The organism is Sporomusa sp. 246TCP1, assembly GCF_057319775.1.
In genome coordinates this window covers 1,735,776-1,760,737 of the sequence record NZ_CM170492.1, presented here as the reverse complement: position 1 = coordinate 1,760,737, position 24,962 = coordinate 1,735,776, and the positions used below count along the sequence as shown (strand labels likewise).

Sequence of the window (24,962 nt, the reverse complement as noted above, 5' to 3'; positions counted from 1 at the left end):
GGGATATAAATGAGAAAAAGTTTTACTATACTAGCAATTACTTTCTTTATCATGATTATGAGTATGGGAGTAATATTAGCAGAACATAACGTTACTGAGGACATATCTGGAATATGGCTGGGAACACTCAAAGTTTCTGGAGCACCGGAACGAATAGTATATCTAAGAGTTGCTCAAAATTCGGATGGTTCTTTGGTAAGTAGACTTGGTAGCCCTGATAGAGGTTCCGCAGATATTTTAGCTAGTAAGACTGAATTTAATAACGGAAATTTTTTTTGTGAAATACAAAATATAGGTACTTTTAAGGGCAGTCTAAACAGTAAAGGAAAGTTAGTTGGTGAATTCAGAATACCTTCAATATCATCAACTGCTCTTACTGTAACTATGGAACGAACAAACACTATACCGAAAATAACTCGTCCACAAGACCCAAAACCTCCATTTACGTATAAAGAAGAGGAAGTTACCTATGAGAATAAAGCTGGAAAGGTAACACTTTCGGGCACACTTGCAATACCGCAAGGAGAAGGACCGTTTCCAACAGTTATTTTAATTACCGGCAGTGGAGCTCAAGACCGAGACGAAACAGTCGCAGGGCACCATCCTTTTTGGATTCTGTCCGATTATTTAGCCAGGAAAGGAATCGCAGTTTTGCGAGTGGATGATCGTGGTGTTGGCGACTCTACTGGTAATGTTGATTTGTCTACCAGCGCTGATTTTTGTGGCGATGTCTTAGCTGGAGTTGAATTTTTAAAAAATCGAAAGGAAGTTAATCCCAAGCAAATTGGCTTAATTGGGCATAGTGAAGGTGGCATGATAGCCCCGATGGCTGCGATAAAAAGTGCAGATATTGCCTACATAGTATTAATGGCTGGACCAGGCCAGCCTAGCGACGAATTACTATTGTTGCAAACAGCATTATGCTGCAAGGTCAGTGGTCAAAAGGATTCTGATATTGCAAAAATACAAGCTATAATGAAGAAAACCTTTATGATTGTAAAACAAGAAACGGATGCCGCTGTTATTCAAAATAAATTTCATGAACTGGCTAGCGATACTTATAACAATCTGAGTGATTCCGAGAAAAAAATGATTGGTAGTCCTAAAGCAATTGAAGATTCCCTAAAAGCTTGTTCGACTCCTTGGTTTCGTTTCTTCATATATTATGATCCTAAACCTACATTAAAGGCAGTCACTTGTCCCGTATTAGCGATTAATGGTGAAAAGGATTTGCAAGTGCCACCAAAAGAAAATTTAGGAGCTATACGGATAGCGTTAACCGAAGGCAATAATAAAGATTTTACGATTAAGGAAATGCCAAATCTTAATCACTTGTTTCAAAATTGTCGGACCGGATCTCCTTCTGAATATGCTACTATACAAGAAACAATAGCACCAAGTGTTTTGCAGACAATTGGCGATTGGATTATTAAACATACAGCTCCTCAATAATATGCTAGGCGTGGTAAAGGAGATAATTCATAGCATATATTGAAAAGTAATACTAATTATAAGTGATAAAAAGCCGTTTTCCCATAAGGAATAACGGCTTTTTATCACTTACAATGTTCTTAGCGTACGTTTTACACGCGTTTTACTGGCGAGACCCTTGATTTACAGTCATATTAATCCATATGGATACTTTCATCTAAATATGGAAGAACGAATTTCGCTTGAGATTATTGCCAGTTAAACAACGAGTTTACCATGACTACCTACTTTGCACTTGGTGTAACAGCTATGCTCCCACTGGGCCATGTTGTTGTACCCTTCCTGGCGAGGCCCGTATGCCGAAGCCAGAGCGCGAGCAAAAAAATAAAACCCCTACGCAAGGGCTTTAAATAAATTTATAGCTCTACCAAAAGAATTATTATAACCTTCAGAAAAGCGCCCATTTATTGTATTTTTCGGCAATTTAGGATATAATAAAAACAGAAGCCGCGAATGGCGTTCGCGGCCCTGCTTGGAAAGTGGTACACACCGCGCGGTAATTGGATAAGGGATTTTAGATGGCCGTCAACCTTTACGAGAGGTTGACGGTTCTATTTTACGCCATATCGCGGCCAACAAGACCTCTATAAAGCCAGGCAGTTTAAGCCGAAGCTGAAACCGAACACTTTTTAGATCAATCCTGATCGCCCCCCCTTCGCACGCTGGCATTAATTGCCCGGTGCGCCACTCGACACCGCGAACGAAGGGTATTTACTCGCCTAATGAGCAGATTACAGCCTAACTCGCCATGACCGCAACCCGTCAAGTATTAGTATATACTAACGACTAGTAAACAGCAACAAGGATTAAAGGACTTCCCATGCTTTCCATTGTTGCCAAACTTTCGGGACGCGTTTTCCAAGCCCATGTACAGACCTAAAGTCGGGCAACCATGACTCGGTACTCATACCAGCTCCAGTAAAGACAACAACGTTTTTTTGCTTCCGCCCACTCTTTAGCAATTTCGGCTATTTTATCTTGTTCGACATTCATTCGAATTTTTTACCTGGTGTATGCACCATTACCATAATGAAATACCCTCCCTTTTGATACGGAGGCTCTATGCCCTCCTGTAACCACCCATAAATTAGACTTAGCTTCAGGTGGGGTTCTAATCCCATATTGAAGTTTATCATCAGATCATGGGACATTTTACAGGAGGAAATTAAAAAGGATCACAAATGCAGGATTATTCACCCTACACATGCGATCCAATTTCCATCCTTTTCTAATAGTAGTACTTTTTTACACAGAATGCACGTATGTGAAGACAAAAAGATCGTTTTCAATACTGCTCAACCAGTAGGTTCATTATAAACCTGCTCATAGAGCCTCTCGCAAGCATATCTATCCATGGTCTTGTTGCTCAATCTAAATGTTATCATTAGCATTTAACGAATATTCGAGGGTCATTAATACCACCAGGTTTAAGCAGGCATTTAATTGTAATTGTTCTTTACCACTTATTAATTCGTCTATGAAAATAAACCGTTCTTCGATACTTAGAGTGTCAATTGGGGAACGTCCCCAATTGACACCCATAATTTGATCACTATTTACTGTTTGATTTCTACTAAGACTTTCATCAGCTTTTAGAATGACAACATTATTAGAAAAATCAACAGTGGCATTACCACCAATGTCAGTAAAAACAATAGCCTGAAACTTTCCATTTGGACTTTTCTCAACCTTTACAACTTCTTTAACAACTGGGTCTGAAGGTTGTAGAAAGTAATATCCAGTCGCAATCAATATTGCGACAACGAGTAGAACAACTTTCAATATCTTCATATTTAGCCTCCAATTGGAATATGTATTTGACTAGATATTCTTCCATGAGTAATGACAACATATTATATTTTCGGTTCTATAAAATTGCTGCCATTGATTAGTTTGAGTGCATTAATGGTTATCATAGACAAGTTTGAAAGATTTTCCCACACTGCGGTTCTTCTTCGATTTGGATTACCTCATCAATATAGGTGAAATCCGGACGCTCTCCTTCCACGTGTTGTAGGGTATACAGGTATTGCCGATTTAAATCGTACATCAGCAGAAATTCTTGCCCAGTTTCATCAATTAACAGTTTAAACTTGACAAGGTTAATCTCTACACATTCAAATTTTTTACCTGGTGTATACACCGTTACCATAATGAATTACCCTCCCTTTTTTACTATGGAGGCTTTCTATGCCCTCCTGTAACTGCCCATTAATAGGAATTTTACAGGAGGAAATTAAAAAGGATCACAAATGCAGGATTATTCACCCTACACATGCGATCCCATCGATACTTGCAACAGTATCAAGATACAACCAAACCTGTACCTTAATATGAATCAAGCGAATATTGCATGCAGTCGCACAGCTCTCTGCCTTCGCGACAATCATTACAGCCGAATTGCCAAAACTTGTAATCAAGCCGGCAAACGGGTATAATAAGATTGTCGTCGTGAACAGTTCGCTGTTACGTGTAGGTGTTCTGGCACCTGCTCGTGCCTATAGGTGTGTCACCACCTATAGGACACGGCGACTCTACTTTTTAATTTCCATCCTTTTCTAATAGTAGTACTTTTTTACACAGAATGCAAGTATGTAAAGACAAAAAGATCGTTTTCAATACTGCTTAACCAGTAAGTTCATTAGAAACCTGGTCGTAGAGCCTCTCGCAAGCATATCTATCCATGGTCTTGTTAAATGTTTTTATTAGCATTTAACGAATATTCGAAAGTTATTAATAGCACCAGGTTTAAGCAGGCATTTAATTGTAATTGTTCTTTACCACTTATTAATTCGTCTATGAAAATAAACCTTTCTTCGATACCTAGAATGTCAATTAGGGAACGTCCCCAATTGACAATGGTCTACGACTCCGGAGAGGCTAAAATATTCTCGCTTATCGATTATTTTAATGTTGCTTTCTGCTCTGTCCAAAGCATCAGCCCTCTCGATTTGTATTTCGGAGCTCTATCCCTTCAACTTACGCTTACGGCCTACTACCTTGCTGTCTACGCTTAACCATATAAGTTACCTCATTATCGTCCAAGACTCGCTATGAATGGTTTGCTAAACCTTATTCAGTGGGGTTCACACCCACTATATGATGCACCCTTCGCTTGGCGCACGGACAGGTTGTTTGTCCCAGAAACTTTGGCAAGGCCATTATAGTTATCATGAGATGTTATGCCACTAGCTTCTGGGACAGTACACCTGTCCCCTAATTCCTTCCCTGTCCCCTAGTCTCTCATCAAGAATCTGCCCATTCATGCGTAATGCTCCCAGCAAAAGCTGAATTACTTCGAGTTGCGTAGTTCGCATCATTTAACTGTTTATTTTTAAAAACGATTTCCACTACAAACATAATGTAAATCTTCCTTTACTACTCAACACAGGGGTGGTAAATAGTCCCTCCCAGGCTCGCTGGAATTTTCACGGCTGAATTTTCAGCCGTGAAATTCGTACAACGAACAATAGTTCTGGCTTGTCTGTCCCGTCCCAGCAGTTTATAATAACTGTGAAGGAAGGTGTCTGCATGGAAGAGTTATTAAAACAGATACTTGGTGAGCTTAAAAACCTAAAAGAAGGCCAACAACAAACAAATAAACGCCTTGACAGGATAGAGTCTGACATGGCAAGCGAACGCCAACAAATTGAAATTAGCCAAATCGTTCACGCTCTCCGGCATAACTCAGAAGAAGTTAATGCTCAGCTCCACAGTTTTGGCCATGATCTCAATGTCCTGACGGGTAAAGCCGCTACGAAAGATGACGTTAATGACCTGTCGGCTCAGTTTAGAGTATTGAATGACCGGCTCTTTAGACAGGAAGTTGAAGTGGATAAATTAAAAGCAGTTAAGTAACCAGCCCGGCCATGACCGGGTTTATTTTAGTATAAGAAAGTATAAGTTTTGGAGTCCTGGAGGCCTTAAAGAAAGTGTGCCCCCATAAGGTAGTCCACAGTAACCCTCGTAACTCCCGTAACCCCTCGGCCTTTGCCGGAAAAAGCGTTCCGCAGGAGAAAAGCCGGGTGGTATTCCGTTAAAAAATCCGTACTGTTTGAGCGTAGCGAGTTTACGGATTTTAGGAATATCGCCCGGCTTTTCAGCTTTTGGAGGCTTGGGGCCTAGACCTTTTGTTACTTTTGGGGCAATGCCAAAAGTAAAACCCCGCTCCTTGTATTCCATTGACTCAACAATAGGATTCATGGATTTGGGTATTGGATAGCTGATGTGCTCAAATTCAAAGGACGCGTAGCGTTTTTCTTATAACACACACTATTTTTCATTCCAGCATTTACATACATCCACCCACGCAGAATAGTTCGAGTATTTTTCCAGTTTCTCTTTTGTCAGCTCAATGGCGCTATTGCTGCTACCGCAAGGCGGAAATACCGTTTCAAATCTTTTTAGAGATTCATCCAGATAAATGACAACTCCCTCTTTGACGGCAAAAGGACAAACCCCACCTATAGCATGGCCAATCAGATCAACCACCTCGCCGGAAGTAAGCATTTTCGCTTTCGTTCCAAATTGCGCCTTGTATTTTGCATTATCTATTTTGGCATCACCGGCGGTGACGACCAAAATAGCCTGTCCGCCGACCATAAAGGAGAGCGTTTTTGCAATTCTTTGCGGTTCACAATTTAATGCAGCTGCGGCAAGCTCCACGGTTGCACTGGACACCTCAAATTCCTGTATCCGGTCCGCCAAGTTATATTTTTCAAAATACGCTTTCACTTTTTCAATCGCCATGATGGTCTCCTTTTCCCAAAACATTTTAACAATCTTCAAATCGAGTGCTTAATTTTCTGAATAATCCGGAGCACTTTTCCCAATGAATCCGGAAGTTGCTGTCACTAACTTCTGGGACAATACACCTGTCCCCCCGTCCCTTCCACCTGTCCCCCCGTCCCTTCTGGAAAAGCACCTATTTACTTGTATTTTTCGGTAATTTAGGATATAATAAAAACAGAAGCCGCGAATGGCGTTCGCGGCCCTGCTCGGAGAGTGGTACACACCGGGCGGTAATCGGATAAGGGATTTTAGATGGCCGTCAACCTTTACGAGAGGTTGACGGTTCTATTTTTTACACCATATCGCGGCCAACAAGACCTCTATAAAGCCAGGCAGTTTAAGCCGAAGCCGAAACCGAACACTTTTTAGATCAATCCTGATCGCCCCCCTTCGCACGCTGGCATTAATTGCCCGGTGCGCCACTCGACACCGCGAACGAAGGGTATTTACTCGCATAATGAGCCAGATTACAGCCTAAATCGCCATGACCGCAACCCGTCCAAGTATTAGTATATACTAACGACTAGTAAACAGCAACAAGGATTAAGGGACTTCCCCATGCTTTCCATTGTTGCCATACTTTCGGGACGCGTTTTCCAAGCCCATGTACAGACCTAAAGTCGGGCAACCCTGACTCGGTACTCATACCAGCTCCAGTAAAGACAACAACGTTTTTTTGCTTCCGCCCACTCTTTAGCAATTTCGGCTATTTTATCTTGTTCGACATTCATTCGAATTTTTTACCTGGTGTATACACCATTACCATAATGAAATACCCTCCCTTTTGATACGGAGGCTCTATGCCCTCCTGTAACCACCCATAAATTAGACTTAGCTTCAGGTGGGGTTCTAATCCCATATTGAAGTTTATCATCAGATCATGGGACATTTTACAGGAGGAAATTAAAAAGGATCACAAATGCAGGATTATTCACCCTACACATGCGATCCAATTTCCATCCTTTTCTAATAGTAGTACTTTTTTACACAGAATGCACGTATGTGAAGACAAAAAGATCGTTTTCAATACTGCTTAACCAGTAGGTTCATTATAAACCTGCTCATAGAGCCTCTCGCAAGCATATCTATCCATGGTCTTGTTGCTCAATCTAAATGTTATCATTAGCATTTAACGAATATTCGAGGGTCATTAATACCACCCGGTTTAAGCAGGCATTTAATTGTAATTGTTCTTTACCACTTATTAATTCGTCTATGAAAATAAACCGTTCTTCGATACTTAGAGTGTCAATTGGGGAACGTCCCCAATTGACACCCCGGATGTGCTCGAAACCAAAAGGCCGCAATAGCGGTTTTCTTATCGTAACTGTCTTCATCGACTAGGGATAGAAACAATATTTACAGACGTCTTAGCACATTGCCATAATTATTTGCATATTTTAAAGTATAACCAATTTTTTACTAAAGAGGGAGGGCGAGATTACTATGCTTTCTGATGATCCCAAAAGTATTCAGGTAAGCGACAACAGTGATAAGACCGATTCCAGACCAGGAAGCGTCGAGTCCAATGACCGAATTCCATATTTCAAATGCTCTAAATGTCATAAATATCATACAGATGAAGACTGTTCTTGCGATAAAGAAGATTCTGAAGACCAAGAATGTACTGAAGACCAAGATTGTCATGACGACCAAGAATGTCCCCCAATATGTCCCGTAATATGTCCACCAGTATGTCCTACCGGACCTGCTGGGCCTGCTGGGCCTGCTGGTCTTGCCGGACCTGCTGGGCCTGCTGGGCCTGCTGGTCTTGCCGGTCCTGCTGGTCCTGCTGGTCTTGCCGGTCCTGCTGGGCCTGCCGGGCCTGCTGGTGTTGCCGGGCCTGCTGGTGATACTGGGCCTGCTGGTGCTGCTGGGCCTGCCGGGCCTGCTGGTGCTGCTGGGCCTGCTGGTGTTGCCGGGCCTGCTGGTGTTGCCGGTCCTGCTGGTGCTGCCGGTCCTGCCGGTCCTGCCGGTGCTGCTGGTCCTGCCGGTCCTGCCGGTGCTGCCGGGCCTGCTGGAGGAGTATTAAGTGCTGCAGATTTTTATGCGTTGATACCTACTGATGCTCAGGTAGTTGCTGCCGGTAGCGACGTAATGTTTCCGCGAAATGGACCTGTGGTTGGGACTAATATTACCCGTCTCAGCGCCAGCGAATTTAATTTGGGTGCAATTGGCACTTATCAGGTCTTATTTCAGGTGGGTGTGGACTCAAACGGACAACTGATTTTAACTCTCAATGACGCTGACCTAGACTATACGGTTGTCGGGCGAGCAACAGGTACTACACAGATAGTAGGAATTGCGCTTGTGGAAACGGAAGTTATTGATAGCGTACTCACTGTACGATATCCTGCTGGCAATGCACCACCGACTATAGTCCCCACTACTTCGGCTGGAGGGGAAAGGCCTGTTTCAGCACATATTGTTATCACGCAAATCGCATAGAGAGAAATAGGATGGCTTACTCGATGTCAATTCTATCTCAATGAAGCCCTATCGGAGTATAGAAAACCCGATTACTTTAGCCAAGATACCGCCATAGCACTAATCGTATTCCCCGAGCTGCAGATAGATATTAAAGAAATATTTCCAGTGGAAAATCAGGAATAGGCATAATAGCTTACTCCTGATTTTTTTGTCTACCAGAAGTTATAACGCAATTCTGTTGACATAAGAACGACTAAGGCTTCTGCCGACGTCCTGAAGGACTTGGCACAAGTCAAGTCTTTTCTTATAAGATAAAGTATAAGTTTTTGAGAATCGTGGAGGTCTTATAAAACAAGGGGTGTCAAATACGAAACCCGGAACAGGTGGCTGTACTGTTTGCATCCAGTAACCCTCGTAACTCCCGTAACCCTTCGGCCTTTGCCGGAAAAAGCGTTCCGCAGGAGAAAAGCCGGACGGAATTCCGTTAAAAAATCCGTACTGTCTGAGCGTAGCGAGTTTACGGATTTTAGGAATACCGCCTGGCTTTTCAGCTTTTGGAGGCTTGGGGCCTAGACCTTTTGTTACTTTTGGGGCAATGCCAAAAGTAAAAGGCCTTCACCTTGTATTCGATTGGCCAAATATCTGATGTGTGCAAATCCAAAGAACTAGCCAAAAGTCAAGCCCATCCCATTTTAAGGATTGTTACCGCAAAGTATTCAAAGTACGCAAAGGAATAACGGTATCGTGGACTATAGCATTACTATTTTTTGGCTGAAGATTAAAAGGCCGCGATAGCGTTTTTCTTATAACATACACTATTTTTCATTCCAGCATTTACATACATCCACCCACGCAGAATAGTTTGAGTATTTTTCCAGTTTTTCTATTGTCAGCTCAATGGCGCTATTGCTGCTACCGCAAGCCGGAAATACCGTTTCAAATCTTTTTAGAGATTCATCCAGATAAACGACAACTCCCTCTTTGACGGCAAAAGGACAAACCCCACCTATAGCATGGCCAATCAGATCAACCACCTCGCCGGAAGTAAGCATTTTCGCTCTCGTTCCAAATTGCGCCTTGTATTTTGCATTATCTATTTTGGCATCACCGGCGGTGACGACCAAAATAGCCTGTTCGCCGACCATAAATGAGAGCGTTTTTGCAATTCTTTTCGGTTCACAATGTAATGCGGCTGCGGCAAGCTCCACGGTTGCACTGGACACTTCAAATTCCTGTACCCGATCCGCCAAGTTATATTTTTCAAAATACGCTTTCACTTTTTCAATCGCCATGATGGTCTCCTTTTCTTAGCGTTGGTCATGTTATTTTAGCTTATAAGCGCGGTATACGAAATAGCATAAAGTCCCCAGCAATATAAATAAAAACACAGGTAAAAACAACGCTTTAGTCTTAGTTATCATAGTCCATTGGATGTAGATAAAAATCAACACTATTTCAGTTTTTACCGCTATTATTAAAGTGCGAGCAGTTCTATACTGTCTTTCTGCGTTTTCCTCAGTAATATTGACTGGATAGTTGTAAATATGCGGAAAACGAGTTAGTACAGATAAGAAAATATAAATGATAACCGCAGGCGTAATGGGAAAATAAAGAAGATTCTTATTGCCCCATGCATCGATTTCTCCTGTAGGACCGAAATGTTTTGGCACTATTTCTGAAATTGATGACCACGAAGAAACCAGTGTTCCAATCATGAAGATTAAACCAATAACCGCAATACATTCTAAGATAAGTTCGGTGCTTGTAAACGGTAATTTTATGATTGGTCGAACACTCTTTTTTTCTGAAAAAGCCATATATTTTGCCCCCTTAACAATCGCTATAATTGTTAATTATGCTCGCTGGCAATTAATTGTTTTAATCTTCATTGGCTTAGTATCAAAAGAACACCTGTTCGCGCTAATTATGAACAGGTGTTCTTTTTTACTTGTAATCCAATCAGATAGCTATATAATGACAGCACCTTGCTGGTCAATTTGCAAAAGCTGATAGCTTGCTTTTACTTTGTGAATATGAAAGGCTTTAACCATAGCCCTGCCGATCTTGTCAGAGTTACCATCAGTAAAGGCTAACAGGCAAGGCCCGGCACCGCTTAGAACTGCCCCCAGTGCGCCTGCCTGGCGAGCAGCTGACAGGACTTGGGCCATTCCGGGAATGAGTTTTTCCCGGTAAGGCTGGTGTAGTCTATCTTGCAGTGCATGCGACAATAGCTTCAATTCGCCGGTACATAGGGCACCAATTAGGAGTGCTGCCCGGCTGACATTGAATACAGCATCAGTAAAAGGTACTGTTTCAGGCAGTACCTTGCGGGCGGCTTTAGTAGATAGATTAAACTCGGGAATTACAACCACCATCGAAAAATCTGCAGGGGGTAAAAAACGGAGATACTTAGCGATGCCACTATCCATAATGCTTACAGTAATCCCACCAAATATGGCGGGAGCAACATTATCAGGGTGACCCTCGATGGTTGTTGCCATAGCCAAAATATCTTCTTTGGTAAAGTGGCGGCCAGTAAGCTCATTGGCGCCGACCAGTCCACCAACAATAGCTGCTGCGCTACTGCCAAGACCCCGGGCAAGGGGAATTTTATTAATCATCGTGAGCTTTATGCCTTTGGCTGTATGGCCGGTTTTGTTTAGAATCATTTTTATCGCCTTAATTACAACGTTAGAATCGTCAGCGGGAATGAACTCGGCTCCTTCTCCCGTTATCTCCAGCGATATACCGTCCTCGTCACTCAAGGTAAGCTCAAGATCGTTGTATAATGTACATGCAATGCCGACTGCATCAAACCCGGGGCCACAATTGGCTGTTGTTCCCGGCACGCGAATTTTTACGGTACTTGCCATAGTATCGCCACCCTTTGAACTTATGAAATTTGTTCTGCTTCTACTCGAATAACACTACCTAATTTACTTACTACTGACATACCCAGCAAGGTGCTCATGGCCAAACGAATATTTTCATCAGATACCCGATAGGTAATAAGGACAAGTTCAGTAGAACCTTCGACTTTTCGCTTTTGAATAACAGAATGTAAGCTGACTTGCTGAGCGCCAAATGCGCCGGCAATGGCTGCTAATACGCCAGGTTTATCTTCAACAAGCAGTCTAATGTAATACGGGGATTCTATTTTATTGACCGGATAAATAGGTTTTTGATCAAAACAGGTACATAAAATACGGCTGCTGACATGATGGCGAATATCACGGGCGACATCAATTACATCAGCAACAACTGCACTGGCTGTCGGCAATTCCCCTGCACCACGGCCGTAAAACATAGTTTCACCTACGGCATCTCCTTTGACGAATATTGCGTTATACACGTCATTGACTGAGGCTAACGGGTGGCCGGCTGGCAGGAGTGCCGGATGAACCCGGACATTAATCCCCTGCTCGTTTTGCTTGGCAATGGCCAGTAGTTTGATAATAAAACCAAGTTCTTTAGCATATTCAATATCTTGAATAGAGATGTTGGTTATCCCTTCGATGGAGACATCATCCAGTGTAATTCGGACACCAAAGGCAATTGATGCCAGAATGGCAATCTTGCGGGCAGCATCGAAGCCACCGACATCGGCTGTTGGATCAGATTCGGCATAGCCTTTGGCCTGCGCTTCAGCTAGTACGTCAGCATAGTCCAGCTTCTCATTTGACATTTTGGTAAGCATATAGTTAGTGGTCCCATTTACTATGCCCATAATTTCGGTAATCTTATTGGCAGCTAAACACTGCTTAAGCGGACGGATAATGGGAATACCACCGCCCACACTGGCCTCAAAGAGAAAATCAACCTGGCTGGCTTCAGCCGCCTCAAAGAGTTCACGACCATATTTGGATACAACATCTTTGTTGGCAGTGACAACATGCTTACCGGCTTTAAGCGCAGCCACCATATAGTCCTTAGAAGGAATTTCTCCGCCCATGATTTCGACGACAATTGAAATGTCAGGATCATTTAGGATTTCTTCCATGTTAGTCACTAGCTCAGCCTCTGTTGTTACGGTTCTAGCTTTGGTAAGATTTCTCACCAGTATTTTCTTAATTACAACTGGTATACCTACTTTTTGGGAAATATTATGGGCGTTATTAGTTAAAATTTTCACAACGCCGGTACCTACAGTACCCATTCCCAACAAAGCAATATTAATTACACTCATAGTTTGCCTCCTAAGCCTGGCCTAAAACTTCCAGTCTCTTTACTCCATCTACCATTCTCAACTTGTCAAGCAATGCCTCCAAGTCGATAACTAACTCGGCAGTTTCAATCGATATTGTCGCGTTTGCCACTCCCTGAAGTGGAATGCCCTGATTAATTGTTAGTACACTGCCATGTTCGTTGGCTACGGTGTTCAAAACCCGTGATAATACACCTGATTTGTGTTCTAACAGTAAAGCGATTGTTACAATTTTTTCTTTACTTGCTTCGTAAAACGGAAATACATAGTCCTTATATTTGTAGTAGGCGCTACGGCTCAATTCCATTTTTTCGACTGCTTCGTTGATAGTTCGCGCTTCACCACGTTTTAATAATTCTTTTACTTTAATTGTTTTTTTTATGGCTTCGGGTAAAATCTCCTCCCGAACTAGATAAAAAATAGCTTTTTGTCCTGTAACCATATTGACCTCCTTGGTACTGCTGTTGCGGATGGATATCTTTATATGGTAGACATTATATCATCAAAATAGCGGCTTTTACAAGCAAAAATACAAAAAAATTAGTCAGTCCTTTACAGAACTGACTGCTAATCATGGATATAGTATTGGTTTATTTAAAAAATGATACATATTAATCCGCCACTACCATCATTAACGATTTTCTGAAGTGTATCTTTTAGTTTCATTTGTGCATTTTCCGGCATACTTGTCAATTTATTTTGAATACCTTCACGAACAAGTTCATTTAACGATTTTCCAAACAGATTAGTACGCCAGATTTTTTCCGGCTCGCCTTCAAATTCTCGCATTAGGTATTGAATCAGTTCTTCGCTTTGTTTTTCAGTGCCAATAATCGGTGAGATTTCAGCTTGCACATCAGTGCGGATGATATGTAAAGAAGGTGCTGAAGCTTTGAGTTTTACGCCAAAGCGATTGCCTGTACGAATAATCTCTGGTTCTTCCAGAACCATTTCATCAAGCTGCGGCGGCACAATACCATAACCTGTTTGTTCAACCTCTTCCAACGCAGTCGATATTTTGTCATACTGTCGTTTGGCCACTGAAAGATCCTTCATAAGCCTGAGCAGGTGATGTTCTCCCGTGATGGTAAAGCCTGTGAGCTCTTCAAGAACAGCGTAGAATAGGTCTGTGCGAGCGGTCATTTCAATAACAGCAATACCGCTGCCAAGATCCATATCATGAAGAATTACATCGGCGACAAAATCGTAGCCTGATAAATCGTCAATTGCCCGGTCAATATCACGCAGGCGTCGAATATATTGCACTACATTGCTGACTGCACCTTCGAATTTCTGGCGTAACCAGTGATCTTTATCAAGCTCCTCAACCCACTTAGGTAAGGTGATATTGACTTCTCTAACAGGAAACTCATAGAGTACCTCTTGCAAAATGCCATATATATCATCATGGGATAATTGGGCACAGTCTACCGGAATTACCGGTACATCATAAGTACCTTCTAGTTTTGCTACCAGCTCCCGTGTTTCTTTTGCATTGGGTTTGCCGGTATTTAGAATTACTAAGAATGGTTTTTGTAGTTCTTTAAGTTCGGTAATGACCCGCTCTTCAGCTAATAGATATTTATCTCGTGACAGATCGGTAACAGTACCATCAGTAGTAACGACTAAGCCAATTGTTGAGTGTTCAGTAATTACTTTGCGAGTGCCTACCTCAGCTGCTTCCTGGAAGGGAATTTCGTTCTCGAACCAGGGTGTGAGCACCATACGAGGTCCCTCAGCTTCTTCATAACCTAACGCACCATCTACTGTGTAACCGACACAATCGACCACCCGCACTCTAACATTCACGTTGTCTTTTACATTAATTTCTACTGCCTCATTAGGAATAAATTTGGGTTCAGTCGTCATTATGGTTTTACCGCCGGCACTTTGCGGCAACTCATCTTTGGCACGTTCTTTGTCATAGGGATCAGTTATATTAGGCAGTACCATAGTCTCCATAAAACGCTTGATAAAGGTTGATTTACCCGTGCGGACCGGGCCGACTACACCAATATAAATATCTCCACCAGTGCGTTCGGCGATATCTCTAAACAAGTCGAATTTTTCCATCTGGCGTATCCCTCCCTGATTACGGTAGTTGTCATTATAAATATATGACAGGCCACTCCAAATATTACAAAATAAAAAAAGTATGGTAACTAAAAAGTAACTTACCATACTTTATTAGTCACCATACATTTTTATGCCAAGTTTATTAATTCCAGTTTAAATTAGTAAGCGCAACTTCCTCGACCTCGTGGGTGCGACTGCGGGTCATTAACTCCAGGACAGCGTCTTTGGGAGACTTATTTTGATAGAGTACTCGATATAGCTGATCGGTTATAGGCATGTCAACCTTATACTTAGCTGCTAATTGGAAGGCAGCTTTGGTTGCTCTGATGCCTTCTACCACCATTGATGTTTCAGCTTGGATTTCATCTACCGTCTTACCTTCTGCCAACATAAGTCCGGCTCGCCGGTTACGACTGTGGATACTTGTGCAGGTAGCAATTAGGTCGCCAATACCTGCAAGTCCGGCAAAAGTCAGGGGATTGGCCCCCATGGCCATACCCAGACGGGCAATTTCAGCCAGTCCGCGCGTCATAAGCGCAGATTTAGCGTTGTCGCCAAAGCCTAATCCATCAGAGATACCAGCCCCCAGCGCTATAACATTTTTTAGTGCGCCGGCTAATTCAACGCCAATCATATCAGGATTGGTATAAACACGAAAATAAGGGAGCATAAAAGTATCCTGGATATATTCAGCAACTTTGCGGGACTTAGCTGCTATGACGGTGGCTGTTGGATAGCGTAATGCCACTTCTTCCGCATGATTAGGGCCGGATAATACCGCTATTTGGCCGGCAATTACCGGTAATTCTTCAGTAATAATCTCCGATAGTCGCTTGACACTGCTTAACTCCAGGCCTTTAGCTGCAGTAACAAGAATAGTCCCTGATCTGATATAGGGAGCTAACTTTGCCGCTGTTTGCCTGATAGCGTGTGATGGGGTTACCAGCACAATGAGGGAAGCCTCTGCCGCGACCTTTTCCAGGTTATGGGTAACAGCAACCGAATGAGGTAGGTTGCAGCCCGGCAAGTACGTTGCATTTTCTCGGGTTAGCTGAATCTGTTCAGCTAGCGCAGGTGAACGAACCCATAGTTTAACAGCTGTGTGTTTTTGACCTAATACTGTAGCCAAAGCTGTACCCCAGCTGCCTGCACCAATGACGGCTATATGCATATTAGTAATTGTCACTTCTCTTTCGCGGAGCCTGGTTCAGTTTTACTGCCGGCTTTAATTTTGGACTCTGTCCCGGTTAGTAATCGTTCAATGTTTGGCCGATGTCTGATAATGACAAACAATGCAGCTAATACACCAAAATAAAAGAATTCCTGCCTGGCGTTCAGCAGCCACATGGAAACGGGAACTAAGGCGGCGGCGATAATCGATGCGAGTGAAACATAACGGGTAAAATAGACAATAATTACCCAGATAACAAAGACAATTATTGTAACCTTTGGTGCGAGCATTGCAATTACGCCCAACCCGGTAGCCACACCGCGTCCGCCTTTAAATCCCAGGAATATTGACCAGTTATGCCCGGCAATGGCCCCCATTCCACCAGACAATTCAGCTATCGCCGTTTGGCCGATATACTGACCGAGAAGAACCCCGGCGATTCCCTTGCAGGCATCTGTAAGAAATACCCAGGACGCCGGCCAAGGACCCAGTATTCGATAGGCGTTTGTTGCACCAATATTTTTACTGCCAAACTGCCTCAGATCAATTTTATAGAATTTTTGACCAATAATCAACCCATTAGGGATTGAACCAATCAAATAGCTGGTGACAATAACCAGCAAATATTCCATTCTCCCACTCCCTCAATTTGTTTACTCATCTTTCTCTTTGCGTCCGCGAACAATCAGTTTGAGTGGAGTTCCTTCAAAGCCAAATGCTTCTCTTAATTTATTTTCCAAAAAACGCAAATAGGAAAAATGCATGATCTCAGGATCATTGACAAAGAAAATGAATGTAGGTGGTTTAACTTGCGGCTGGGTAGTAAAGTAAATTTTGAGCCGCCGTCCCTGTTCGGAAGGCGGTGGATTGATGGCTGTTGCATCTTCAATAACCTGGTTAAGTACACTTGTTGTCACCCGCATCGCATGTTGATCAGCTACATATTTAACAAGCTCGGTTACCCGCTGCACCCGTTGTTTGGTAAGGGCTGAAGTAAATAATACTGGTGAATATTGCAAAAAGCCGAATTCGTCACGGATGGTTTCGGTAAATTTAAGGGAAGTCTTACTGTCTTTTTCAACGAGGTCCCATTTATTGACGACAATAACACTGGCTTTCCCGGCCTCATGGGCATAGCCGGCAATTTTTTTATCTTGCTCGGTTACTCCCTCTTCAGCATTAATAACCATGAGTACTACGTCACAGCGGTCAACAGCCCGCAGTGAACGAATAACACTATATCGCTCAACAGGCATATCAACCTTAGCCTTACGGCGCATTCCGGCAGTATCAATCATCACATAAGACTGTCCCTCTTTAGTGAAGTGAGTGTCAATAGCATCTCTGGTTGTTCCGGGTATATCGCTGACTATGACTCTATCTTCACCAATGATAGCATTAACCAATGAAGATTTGCCAACATTGGGGCGACCGATAACGGCAACTTTAATCTGATCATTTTCTTCCGGTTCAATATGTTCTTCAGGCAAGTTTTCGATCAACCTATCCAGCATGTCGCCAAAATTAAGTGCATTGGTGGCCGAAAGAGCAATTGGATCGCCTAGTCCCAAGTTGTAGAACTCATAAATGTCAGCCTCGTTCTTCATGTTGTCAACTTTGTTTACTACTAATAAAACTGGTTTTCTGGTATTGCGCAGAATCACGGCTACTTCGTTGTCGGCAGTCGTCATACCTACCTTGCCGTCAACAACAAACATGATGACATCAGCCTCGTCAATGGCCAGCTTAGCCTGATTACGAATTGCTGTAAGCATTTTGTCAGTAGTTTCAAATTCGATACCACCAGTATCAATCATGGTAAAATTACGGCCCAGCCACTCGGAATCCATGTAGATGCGGTCCCGGGTAACACCAGGTATATCTTCTACAATAGATAACCGATTTTTTCCAATATAATTAAATATGGTTGATTTGCCGACATTGGGCCGGCCAACGATTGCAACAATTGGTTTACTCATCAAATATCACCTTGTATCTTTCTAATAATCAACGCTTGTTGTGCACAGACAAGTTACCGGTTAGCAATAGTTTTGCCTGTCCCTGCCACGCTATACTATATACTATATTACCGCCAGGCGGCAAGCAGCTGTTTTAAATCCTGAGCAAAGTAGGCCGTGCGCACAGGAACATCCAGTTTGGCGGCAATTGTATCAGGTGTCAGGTTATCGAGAAAAACGTGTTCGCCTTTTCGGAGTGCCACCCCTGGAATAATAACAGCGGTACGGGGACCTGGTATTTCTTGTAAAGCTGTCACTATATCACTGCCTGTCAAAAGTCCGGTGACAGTTATGCTGCTGCCGAAAAACTTATTATCTACGGCAATTATTCGGACTGTTAGGTTTGGAATCCGAAAATCAGCTAAAAGGGGCGAAAGAATTTTCTCTGCTGAAATACCACACACAACATCAATATAGTGAGGTTCACTGTATCCTTCCATTGCTACCTGTTCCTGCTCCCAATCAGCCAGAAAGCTGCGGACAAGGCCGATACCATTTTCAAGCTGCGGAAAGCCATCATACGATTCATAACCAGGAATTTCTTTACCGGCAGCCAGATAAAATTCATCAGCCAAATATACAAAGGATGAGTGGCTTTCTTCACGACATTTTTTTTGCCAGTGGTGTACTAGCTTAATTATCTCTACAGCAGCTGAAGATGGAAATCTGGTCAGGGGGTGACAGTTATCACGATAACGGGTAAGACCAACAGGCACAATGGCCAGTGATAAGATCGCAGGGTGCATAGCATATAAATCACGGATGGTTTTCTCTAATTCTTTGCCGTCATTAAATCCGGGACATAAAACAACCTGAGTGTGGAGCTCAATATCTTTCGCTACTAGTTCATGTAGCTGTTGCATAATTTTTCCGGCGTGCTTACTGCCTAGCATTTGCTGTCTAAGCTCACCATTTGTCGTATGTACTGAAACATAAAGTGGTGATAAGTGAAGTCTGGCGATTCGATTCAGATCGCGTGAACTTAAGTTCGTCAAGGTAACAAAATTCCCATACAAAAAGGACAGTCGGTAATCATCATCTTTGATGTAGAGACTATCACGCATACCGATAGGCATCTGGTCAACAAAACAAAAGATGCAATTGTTGGCACAGTGCCGTACGTTGTCGAATACCGCACTTTCAAATTCCAGTCCTAAATCCTCGTCGTACTCTTTTTCAAAGGCAATTAGTTCCTGATTGCCTGAAGCATGTTCAATTAGTAGTTCAATTTCTTCCTCTGCTAGTGCAAAGCTGAGATCAATAATATCTTGAACCGCCTCTCCATTGACCTCAAGTAGACGATCTCCAGGCACAAGGCCGATTTCAGCGCCGATACTATCTGGTATAACAGTAGATATAATGCCTTTATATGTCAAAGTATTCCCCCCTTTCTTTACTATTCCGTTAGTAGCTATAATTTCCTGCAAACTGTTTAGTAAACAATAAAATAAAGTGAGAATTAGCTTCAATAAACTTTAAGGCATTAAAAAAGCGCTATCGCGCCCTTGAGGGTACGGCTCTAACCGCAGAGTACACAGAGAGCGCAGAGGGAAGATGTATATCGAGAACATTCCCTCTGCGTACTCTGCGTCTCTGCGGTTCAATAAACTTATACTTTCTTATCTTATAAAAAAAGCAGGCATAAGCCTGCCTGGGAAGAGCTACTTTTTTTCGTCCTGCTGATCTGTGTCCTCTGACTTTGCCGGGGTATTACGCTGCTTGCTTTTTTTTGTTCCCAGGAAGTTAGCAAACTCGGTGGAAGTGAAATTTTTAAGTTTGGCACCAGCTTCCTTTAGACTACCTGTGCTTAGCAGCAAAAAGGCTGCACCGCCGACAAGTAATAATCCTAAAATCCATCCCATCGATTTAGTGGCCCCTGATGCGCCACCAGCTGCCGAACCTAAACCGGTATTACCAGCTGCACCAGTCGTACCGGCAGCATTGGGTCCTGTGGGAGTGCTGGATTTTCCTAGCACAGTGGGAACAATATCAGAAAACAAAGCAATCCCTTTTTCGGCTGATTCACGATCATTGGTGTGAGCACCTACTTCCAGCAGCATGGAACGCGGGTGCAGATCCTGATTGTAATCACCGCCTTTGGCAAAGAATACTCCTTTTACCAGACCAGGATGTTTTTTGTCCGCAGCAGCTTTGATTTGCAGGGCATAATCTTCGATTTGCTTGCCGGTAGGCCCGTATTTGCCAACAACTAATTGGACTTTACTCACTTCTTGTCCATCAATGTTGCCTTTATATACCTGCGGTGGTACTGCATCACGATGAATATCAAAAATAGCATCAGGCTGTTCTTTTTTTATCAAATCCAGTGCCGTACGACGAGAACGCTCATAAGCCATATCGTCATGCGGATCATGCTTTGCCTGTGAGTGGATGACGGTAATTCCCTTTTTCTCTAATGATGCGGTAAAGGCATCGCCAACTTTGTAAATGCCGCCAGCTCCCAAGATGCTTTCTTCACCATCTGTAGGCACATAGGATTCGTCCGAGTGGGTATGGTAAACAGCAACTTTACCACCACCTTCTGCTTCGGCAATGGCCGGCTTAAGATAGGCTTTTAAGCGACCAAGTATACTTGTATCTTCATTATAATAGGCTGATAAGTTAACATCCCCGAGAAATTTAGCATAGGCAATGTTTCCCTCAACGCGAACCACTTCATAGCGCCGGTTATTTTCAGTAAGCACCTGATCGCCGGCTTGCATTTTCCAACCGGTCATATATACAGAATTACCGGCTTCATCAACAACTGTCGAATAATTTCCATTGCTGCTTTCATTAGCGTAGCATAAAGCACTTGTTGCAATAAATAGCAGCGCCAGTAATGTAGTAAGAAGCTTATTTATCACTGTTATTTCCCTCCTTGTCAGAGGTATCGCTGTCTTCCATCTTCTTAGCCACTTCGTGATCTGCTATTTGTTTTTCTTTGGGATGTAATTCTTTACTAAATTCATATAATCCTTCAGGCCGGTTGGGGCCGAGTACTGGCCCGCCTTGGATCTTTTCCCGGGTTTCGCCCACAAGTTCGGCAATCATTACAGCGATAATACCAGCGATAATGGTAACATCAAAGGCTCCAGCTCCGCCAAGTGAAGTAGTGCCGGGAATGCCCAGACCTGAAAGTGTAATAATATGGACAATATCACTGAGCACGACGCCTAGAACACCGCCGACAAAAGCGCTGCGACGAGAACGACCAGCTATATAGGCGATGAGACCAGCTGCTAATCCATAGATCAGTTTGGGATCAAGAAACATGTTTTCCGGCTCATATGGCAGATAGCGCGAGCCTAAGGATATGGTCGCAGCAACAAGCACTGCGGCTACAATTGCCCGTACTCTTTCGGCTGTTTCATCTGCTTTGACAATTAAGTAGATGCACAGTATAATGGGTAGCACTGCCCCGCCGACATTGATCGTAATCTCCATCGGAGAACGCATAATGGGAATGTCAATGAAACTGCCGACAACAATACCGGCAATAAATAGTAATGCCTGTTTATCCGTCATACGCATGCGATCTAAGATTCGTTGAGCTAATCCAAAGTAAACCAGCACACTGACAACTAACAGTAAAATCATCCCAAGCGGCAAATTCATCATGTTATCTCACCTCATAGCCCTGTAATGTTGATTTATCAAGGCTAGTTTGTGCTGTTACCGCTTAATTAATGCAAAAAGCATGGCCTTAAGCCATGCTTTTTGCCTATTTTTTTCGCTTTGCAAATTGCGCTGTAGTAATTCCTCGGGCTGATAGCCATTCTTGACTGAAACCGGTAATTACCAGCGGGACTGACCGCAGATCAGTGATAGTATGAGCACCGCTCAAGAGCATGAAGCGTTTTATATCAATAATGAAATTTTTATACCAGCTGATAGCCTCTTCTAGTCCCTGGCAAGTAATTACTTTTAATACAGGACCGGCAATGCTTACTGCCATACCGCCAAGAGCAAGAGCTTTTACGACGTCAAGTGGTGTCCGCACGCCGCCTGATATAACCACATTCACGTCTGGTGTGACTGCCGACATTACTTCGACGGCTGCAATAGCAGTGGGAATCCCCCAGGACATCATCTCAGCATCCAGGGTTAGCTGTCCGCGGGCAGCTTCAATAGCTAGAAAGTTGGTGCCGCCGCTGCCGCCTACATCTATGGCTTTAACACCAATACCGGCAAGTGCTTGCGCTTGTTCACGGGCAATACCGCAGCCCACTTCTTTAACAATAACAGGCACGTTAACTTTTTTGACAATAGCTTCAATATGAGACAGATAGCCGCTAAAATTGCGATCACCTTCACTCATAATAATTTCCTGGCCGGCATTAAGATGAATTTGGATAGCCTGTGCACCAATCATGTCAACAGCACAAAGAGCAGCCTCAGGGGAAGCATGGGCGCCCAGATTGGCAAATATCACGCCATTTGGATTAAGCCTTCTTACCACTTTATAAGACTCAGCCGCCGCCGGGTCCTCAATAGCGGAATATTGTGATCCTACCGCCATCGCCGCTCCTGTCAGCCGGGCAAACTCTGCTAACTCACAGTTAATAGGCATGACATCGGCTGCGCCGCCGGTAATTGCATTAATAATAATGGGTTGTGACAAGGGGATGTCAGCAATAGCTGTATTGATAGTAATATCCTGCCACGCCAAATCAGGAAGGCAGTTATGCACCAAATGAAAATCAGTAAATCCGGCAGCCGCCGGGCCATCATCTAAGAGCAGAGAATACTTCAAGTGTTCCAATTTGCGTGACTGCCGTATCATGTGTTTTTTTAGTCCTCCCGCTTGAATAAATGACCAAACTTATCGCCAAGTGTAACTCCCGTTGAAGGAGCTTGAGTTGAGAGATAATCGCTGAATTCGGCTCGTTCTTTATCTTGTTCGGCTTGGGCGATACTAAGAGCAATCCGCTTGTTTTCTTTGTCGATAGCAAGGATCTTAACCGCTACTTGTTGACCGACGCTAACTACTTCTTCAGGACTAGCTACCCGACGCTCGGCCATCTCGGAGATATGTACCAGTCCTTCAATCCCTTTTTTTAGTTCAACAAACGCGCCAAATTTGGCAAGCTTGCTAACTTTGCCAATCAGAACGGTTCCCACTGCCAACGTTTCAACGGTGGCGAACCAGGGATCACGTTCTAAATCTTTTAAGCTGAGGGCAAGTTTTTTGGCTTCCGGGTCAACTTTGAGGATAACCACAGTTACCTCATCGCCAACATTGACAACTTCCTGGGGGTTTTTTACTCGCTGCCACGACAAATCCGAAATATGGATAAGTCCATCAATGCCACCCACATCGACAAACGCGCCAAAGTTAGTCAGGCGGCTTACTCTGCCGGTAATGTTTTGTCCTACTGTTAGTGTGGCAAACAGCTCTTTTTCTTTTGTTGCTCTTTCTTGCGCTAAAAGCTGCTTACGGGATAAGACGGCTTTTTGTTTTTCTCTATCAATTTCAATCGGGATTACCTGAACAGTCTGGCCGACAAACGGCTGCAAATCTTCGACAAATCTAAGGTCAACCTGCGAAGCCGGAATAAAGCCGCGTATGCCGAAAACACTGGAAACTAGCCCCCCTTTCACAACTTCGGTAATTTTAGTTTCCAGCGGCAGTTTGTCAGTAAGTGCCTGCTCTAATTTATCCCAGGCAGTAATTCTATCTGCTTGTAGCTTGGACAGTTTGACCTGACCATCAGCACTGTCGGCGTCAAGCACCAACACCTCAATGACCTGTCCTACGCTAACAAGCTCAATCGCCGTTTGCGGTGCCGGGTAGGCCAGTTCTGATAACGGAATTACTCCTTCGGCCTTATAACCAATGTCAACAAATACCTCATCATGCCGGACACCAACCACAGTGCCTTTTATAATACTACCATTCTCTACTTTTGCAATATCAGTCATAGTTAGTGCTTCCATTTTTTCATATACCTCCTTAATTACCCAATCAGGTGTTGATGCTCCAGCTGTAATCCCGGCAGTTTGTACACCTGTAAACCACTCAGGCTGTAGTTCATCAGCTAATTCGATGTGATAAGCAGCTTTGCCGGTATCCTGGCAGACACTGACCAAGCGAGCGGTGTTGGCACTATTTTTGCCGCCTACAACAATCATTATGTCTACTTTTTTGGCCAAATCTAAGGCTGCCTGCTGTCTTAGATCAGTTGCCGTACAAATAGTGCGTTCAATTTTGAGTTCCTGGCATTTGGCTTGTAAAATTGTAACAATCGCTTCAAATCTCTTGGCGGCAAATGTAGTTTGAGCTACTACTCCCAGGCGGGAATAACAGGGCAGCGCTTCGGCCTCGGCAGGTGTTTCTACTACTGAGGCTGCTTGGTTTGTCCAGGCAAGAATACTTTGAACTTCAGGATGGTGAGGTTCGCCAACAATAACTACCTTGTAACCTGCTAGTAAAAGCTCATGGGCCGCTTGTTGAGCCTTCTTAACATGCGGACAGGTAGCATCTACTACCTGCAATTGCTTGCTTTCGGCCTGGTCATATATGTCGGGGCCAACGCCGTGTGACCGGATAATGACTTTGCCTGCTGTTATTTCTTCCAGTTTATCAACCGTACTAATACCTATTTTTTTGAGGTGACTTATCATCTGCGGATTATGGATAATCGGCCCTAAAGTATGTACCGGACAGTTTACGTCAAGGGAGCTGACAGCCATATCGACAGCTCGTTTGACGCCATAACAAAACCCCCGGTGTTCAGCCAGGAAAATTTTCACGTTAGCCTCCTGCATGGTAGTCTCT

Annotated in this window: 20 protein-coding genes; 3 read left to right on the top strand and 17 right to left on the bottom strand. The window is 43.4% G+C overall.

Going from position 1 to position 24,962, the window contains the following annotated elements; all coding sequences use genetic code 11:
* Window positions 1–9: 9 nt before the first annotated feature.
* On the top strand, window positions 10–1,452 hold the full coding sequence (locus AC1ECB_RS08755) for an alpha/beta hydrolase family protein (RefSeq protein WP_485668342.1): 1,443 nt from the start codon (window positions 10–12) through the stop codon (window positions 1,450–1,452).
* A gap of 1,410 nt (window positions 1,453–2,862) precedes the next feature.
* On the opposite strand, the gene AC1ECB_RS08750 is transcribed toward AC1ECB_RS08755, so the two are convergent.
* Window positions 2,863–3,282, bottom strand: a complete 420-nt coding sequence (locus AC1ECB_RS08750) for a hypothetical protein (protein ID WP_485668341.1) — start codon at window positions 3,280–3,282, stop codon at window positions 2,863–2,865.
* A 121-nt stretch (window positions 3,283–3,403) separates the two neighbouring features.
* Window positions 3,404–3,643 (bottom strand): hypothetical protein, encoded by a 240-nt coding sequence (locus tag AC1ECB_RS08745; protein WP_485668340.1) that lies wholly within the window; start codon window positions 3,641–3,643, stop codon window positions 3,404–3,406.
* Window positions 3,644–5,022: 1,379 nt separating this feature from the next.
* Here AC1ECB_RS08745 and AC1ECB_RS08740 point away from each other — a divergent pair.
* Window positions 5,023–5,349 (top strand): hypothetical protein, encoded by a 327-nt coding sequence (locus AC1ECB_RS08740; protein WP_485668339.1) that lies wholly within the window; start codon window positions 5,023–5,025, stop codon window positions 5,347–5,349.
* Window positions 5,350–5,763: 414 nt separating this feature from the next.
* Here the strand turns inward: AC1ECB_RS08740 and AC1ECB_RS08735 are convergent, their stop codons facing one another.
* On the bottom strand, window positions 5,764–6,240 hold the full coding sequence (locus AC1ECB_RS08735) for a YbaK/EbsC family protein (RefSeq protein WP_485668338.1): 477 nt from the start codon (window positions 6,238–6,240) through the stop codon (window positions 5,764–5,766).
* 1,488 nt (window positions 6,241–7,728) lie between these two features.
* Here AC1ECB_RS08735 and AC1ECB_RS08730 point away from each other — a divergent pair.
* Entirely contained in the window at window positions 7,729–8,730 is a 1,002-nt protein-coding gene (locus AC1ECB_RS08730; protein ID WP_485668337.1) for a hypothetical protein, read from the top strand.
* 797 nt (window positions 8,731–9,527) lie between these two features.
* Here AC1ECB_RS08730 and AC1ECB_RS08725 read toward each other — a convergent pair.
* The 14 genes from AC1ECB_RS08725 to AC1ECB_RS08660 all read right to left on the bottom strand — a co-directional run bounded on the left by AC1ECB_RS08725 (window position 9,528) and on the right by AC1ECB_RS08660 (window position 24,937).
* Complete coding sequence (locus tag AC1ECB_RS08725; RefSeq protein WP_485668336.1) at window positions 9,528–10,004, bottom strand: YbaK/EbsC family protein; 477 nt, start codon at window positions 10,002–10,004, stop codon at window positions 9,528–9,530.
* A 30-nt stretch (window positions 10,005–10,034) separates the two neighbouring features.
* Window positions 10,035–10,529, bottom strand: a complete 495-nt coding sequence (locus tag AC1ECB_RS08720) for a DUF1648 domain-containing protein (RefSeq protein ID WP_485668335.1) — start codon at window positions 10,527–10,529, stop codon at window positions 10,035–10,037.
* A 150-nt stretch (window positions 10,530–10,679) separates the two neighbouring features.
* On the bottom strand, window positions 10,680–11,585 hold the full coding sequence (gene thrB / locus AC1ECB_RS08715; protein WP_485668334.1) for a homoserine kinase: 906 nt from the start codon (window positions 11,583–11,585) through the stop codon (window positions 10,680–10,682).
* 20 nt (window positions 11,586–11,605) lie between these two features.
* Entirely contained in the window at window positions 11,606–12,898 is a 1,293-nt protein-coding gene (locus tag AC1ECB_RS08710; protein ID WP_485668333.1) for a homoserine dehydrogenase, read from the bottom strand.
* Window positions 12,899–12,908: 10 nt separating this feature from the next.
* A complete protein-coding gene (locus AC1ECB_RS08705; protein WP_021170351.1) occupies window positions 12,909–13,358 on the bottom strand; it encodes an ACT domain-containing protein in 450 nt (149 codons plus the stop codon).
* A gap of 152 nt (window positions 13,359–13,510) precedes the next feature.
* Window positions 13,511–14,989 (bottom strand): stage IV sporulation protein A, encoded by a 1,479-nt coding sequence (gene spoIVA, locus AC1ECB_RS08700; RefSeq protein ID WP_021170350.1) that lies wholly within the window; start codon window positions 14,987–14,989, stop codon window positions 13,511–13,513.
* Between the two features lie 145 nt (window positions 14,990–15,134).
* Window positions 15,135–16,178, bottom strand: coding sequence for an NAD(P)H-dependent glycerol-3-phosphate dehydrogenase (locus AC1ECB_RS08695; protein ID WP_485668332.1), 1,044 nt, complete (start codon window positions 16,176–16,178; stop codon window positions 15,135–15,137).
* Complete coding sequence (gene plsY / locus AC1ECB_RS08690; protein WP_485668331.1) at window positions 16,175–16,795, bottom strand: glycerol-3-phosphate 1-O-acyltransferase PlsY; 621 nt, start codon at window positions 16,793–16,795, stop codon at window positions 16,175–16,177. The genes AC1ECB_RS08695 and plsY overlap by 4 nt, the downstream gene beginning before the upstream one ends.
* Before the next feature lie 21 nt (window positions 16,796–16,816).
* Entirely contained in the window at window positions 16,817–18,142 is a 1,326-nt protein-coding gene (der, locus tag AC1ECB_RS08685) for a ribosome biogenesis GTPase Der (RefSeq protein WP_485668330.1), read from the bottom strand.
* A 107-nt stretch (window positions 18,143–18,249) separates the two neighbouring features.
* Window positions 18,250–19,557: a DUF512 domain-containing protein gene (locus AC1ECB_RS08680; RefSeq protein ID WP_485668329.1), complete on the bottom strand. Its 1,308-nt coding sequence runs from the start codon at window positions 19,555–19,557 to the stop codon at window positions 18,250–18,252.
* Window positions 19,558–19,842: 285 nt separating this feature from the next.
* Window positions 19,843–21,048: a stage II sporulation protein P gene (spoIIP, locus tag AC1ECB_RS08675; RefSeq protein ID WP_485668328.1), complete on the bottom strand. Its 1,206-nt coding sequence runs from the start codon at window positions 21,046–21,048 to the stop codon at window positions 19,843–19,845.
* Window positions 21,038–21,802: a DUF1614 domain-containing protein gene (locus AC1ECB_RS08670; protein WP_485668327.1), complete on the bottom strand. Its 765-nt coding sequence runs from the start codon at window positions 21,800–21,802 to the stop codon at window positions 21,038–21,040. The genes spoIIP and AC1ECB_RS08670 overlap by 11 nt, the downstream gene beginning before the upstream one ends.
* 103 nt (window positions 21,803–21,905) lie before the next feature.
* Complete coding sequence (gene fni / locus AC1ECB_RS08665; protein ID WP_485668326.1) at window positions 21,906–22,967, bottom strand: type 2 isopentenyl-diphosphate Delta-isomerase; 1,062 nt, start codon at window positions 22,965–22,967, stop codon at window positions 21,906–21,908.
* A gap of 8 nt (window positions 22,968–22,975) precedes the next feature.
* Entirely contained in the window at window positions 22,976–24,937 is a 1,962-nt protein-coding gene (locus AC1ECB_RS08660) for a bifunctional 4-hydroxy-3-methylbut-2-enyl diphosphate reductase/30S ribosomal protein S1 (RefSeq protein ID WP_485668325.1), read from the bottom strand.
* Window positions 24,938–24,962: the final 25 nt, after the last annotated feature.